The organism is Amaricoccus tamworthensis (genome assembly GCF_049800875.1).
Classification (GTDB): Bacteria; Pseudomonadota; Alphaproteobacteria; order Rhodobacterales; family Rhodobacteraceae; genus Amaricoccus; species Amaricoccus tamworthensis.
This window is the reverse complement of record NZ_JBNAFV010000041.1, coordinates 1-2,115: the sequence shown is the minus strand read 5'-3', so window position 1 is coordinate 2,115 and position 2,115 is coordinate 1. Positions and strand designations below refer to the sequence as shown.

Here is a 2,115-nt window from a genome sequence, read left to right as displayed (position 1 = left end):
CCCCGCTGCGGTGAAGGCGTATCTAGAGATAACATCCAAACCACGCAACCCCAAAATTTGGGAAAATCCCACAAATCCACAAGTCACTGAATTGTCACGGAAAAATATCACAGAAGGAGTAATGACCCCGCCGGGCGGATCGGCCATGAACGCGCAAGCCTCGGTCGAACTGGACGGACGAATATCACCTAACTCACTAAAAAAATTACATAAATTACCAACACGAATCCGATTCCCGACACACCTGAATCACCCAAAACAGCGAGTCGCGGCAGATCCGGGACATCACCGGCCGCTCCCGCGCCCAGGCAGCATCCGCTCCAGCACACCATCCCGTTTGATAAACCCGTGCTGCAGCGCCGCCCCAACATGCAGCGCCACCAAAAACGCAATCGCCCAGCCACCATAATAGTGGACCGACTTCGCAACCTCAGCCAAAGCATCGGAACGCGGGATTTCGGACCGGCTGCTAAGCTGTAGCGCTTGAGGAAGAACCGACCCGAGATGACGAAACGCAAACGCTATACTGCGGAGTTGAAGGCGAAGGTGGCCCTGGAAGCCATCCGCGAGGAACTCGACGACGGCCGAACTGGCCAGGAAATACAACATTCACCCGACGATGATCAGCGGCTGGAAGCGCACCGCGATCAGGAACATGGCCTCGCCCTTTGACGGCGCCTCTTCGGCCGAGCCGCATATCTCCGGGAAGGACGTCGAGAAGCTGCACGCAAAGATCGGTCAACTGGTCGTGGAGCGCGATTTTGGCCGATGCCTCCATTCTTGTCCTCGGTACTGAAGGAAAAAGGCGGTGAGGCAGGATCATCTTGATCTCAGCATTCGGCGGCAGTGCAGCCTGCTGGCGCTGGCCCGCTCCAGCCTCTATTACCAGCCGCGTAACGAAAACGCCGGGAACCTGGCCTTCATGGAAATCATCGGCAGACAGTTCCTCGGGACCCACTGGTATGGCTCGCGGCAGCCTCTCGGCCGATTGCTGTGCAATCGCCTGCCGGCCAACGAATGGCCCGTGATATGCAACGGGAAGGGCACAAATGCGGGCGTCACCGCGTGCGGCGGCTGAAGAGGTTCATGCGCCTGCTGCCGATCTATCAGGAGCCGAAGACCAGCCAGAAGCACCCCGGGCAAACGATTTATCCATACTTGTTCAAGGACCTGCCCATCACCCGGGCCAATCAGGTCCGGTGCGCCGATATCAGCTACATCCCCATGCGCCGAGGGTTCCTGTATCTGGTCGCCATCATGGAGTGGCACAGCCGCAAGGTGCTGAGCTGGAGGCTGTCGAACAGCATGGACGCCGGATTTTGCGTGGATGCCCTGGAGAAGGCGCTGGCCAGATACGGCGCACCGGAAATCTTCAACACCGATAGTAATAGTGTGATGGCCGTTTTCCCGCAGTTTTCCTCAGCACTTGCTGCTTTTGGTAGATTGAAAGGAAACTGGTACCGCAGGGTGTTCCAGACTTCCTGACCCAAACTCCGAGCGACCGGATTTGCGTGTCATTCCCTGGATCTGTCGGTGGCCTGCGAGCACCCTGCGGCGAGGTTCCGCCTCATCGGCGCCTGTGACCCAAGAAGGGCCTGACGCCCTGTCGCTTTACTGTCCTGTCCAGGTGTTCGGCCAAAGCGGGATCGTTTTGATCAAGCTCTGGAGGGCATCATGCCAAAAGACTACGTTCCTGACGCCACGACCTCTCCCTCAAAGATCGTCGCCGGGGTCGACACCCACAAAGACCTTCATGTTGCAGCCATCGTGGACACCCATGACCACGTGATGGCAACCGAGGCCTTTGCCAGTACACGGCATGGATACAAAAGAATGCTGACCTGGATGCTGTCATTCGGAGAACTGGAGCGCGTCGGCATTGAATGCACCGGAACATACGGGGCGGGATTGCTGCGCTATCTTCAGCATGCCGGTATCACGGTTCTGGAGGTGACGGCACCCGACAAATCCGACCGGCGGCGACGGGGCAAGGACGACGCGCTTGATGCGGTAAACGCGGCTCATGCAGCTTTTTCCGGGGTCCGAACCGTCACGCCCAAAAGCCGGGATGGCATGATCGAGGCATTACGTGTTCTGAAAACCTGCAGGAAAACA

The 2,115-nt window shown here is 58.1% G+C and carries 2 protein-coding genes and 1 pseudogene; 2 read left to right on the top strand and 1 reads right to left on the bottom strand.

Going from position 1 to position 2,115, the window contains the following annotated elements:
- Positions 1-285: 285 nt before the first annotated feature.
- Positions 286-525, bottom strand: coding sequence for a cytochrome b (locus tag ACP15P_RS23115; protein ID WP_424930770.1), 240 nt, complete (start codon positions 523-525; stop codon positions 286-288).
- Here ACP15P_RS23115 and ACP15P_RS23110 point away from each other — a divergent pair.
- Together ACP15P_RS23110 and ACP15P_RS23105 are read left to right on the top strand one after the other, a co-directional pair.
- Positions 505-1,425 (top strand): annotated as a pseudogene (locus ACP15P_RS23110) (DDE-type integrase/transposase/recombinase); the annotation flags it as partial. The gene ACP15P_RS23115 and the pseudogene ACP15P_RS23110 sit on opposite strands and share 21 nt — an antisense overlap.
- Before the next feature lie 249 nt (positions 1,426-1,674).
- The coding region (locus tag ACP15P_RS23105) for an IS110 family transposase (RefSeq protein ID WP_424930766.1) at positions 1,675-2,115 on the top strand (441 nt) is incomplete at its 3' end.